This is a genomic window from Xanthomonas sp. BRIP62418, from assembly GCF_003993495.1.
Lineage (GTDB): Bacteria > Pseudomonadota > Gammaproteobacteria > Xanthomonadales > Xanthomonadaceae > Xanthomonas > Xanthomonas euroxanthea.
Genome location: NZ_QEZG01000046.1, coordinates 1 through 383, shown reverse-complemented (window position 1 = coordinate 383; position 383 = coordinate 1). Strand labels below are relative to the sequence as shown.

At 64.8% G+C, this 383-nt stretch carries 1 protein-coding gene; it reads right to left on the bottom strand.

What is annotated here, in order from left to right:
• Positions 1–171: 171 nt before the first annotated feature.
• Positions 172–383 (bottom strand): aldehyde dehydrogenase family protein (locus EO174_RS16890; RefSeq protein WP_126946093.1); only part of this gene is annotated, 212 nt, incomplete at its 5' end.

Genomic DNA, 383 nt, shown 5'->3' with positions numbered 1-383 from the left:
ACGTAGTCGTATTCGCGTTGCATGGTGGTCTCCTGATGCGTGAGCGGTGCAGCGGCAGTCAAGGCACTGCGCGGTCGCTGTCCTGGGCGCGGCGATGTTGTGGTGCGCACAGTGCGTGTGTAGGGCGCAACGCACGCATCCAGCGGTGACGTGCGTTGCAGCGTCGGCCGCTCAAAACACCGATGCGTAGCGTTCCAGCTCGACCTGAACCGACTTGGTGCGCGTATAGGCCTGCAAGGTGACCAACCCGTTCTCGCGACCCACGCCCGATTGCTTGTAGCCACCTACCGGCATCGGTGCGGGCGACTCGCCCCAGGTGTTGATCCAGCAGATGCCTGCTTCCAGGCGATGGATCAGCCGGTGCGCACGCGCCAGATCGGGCG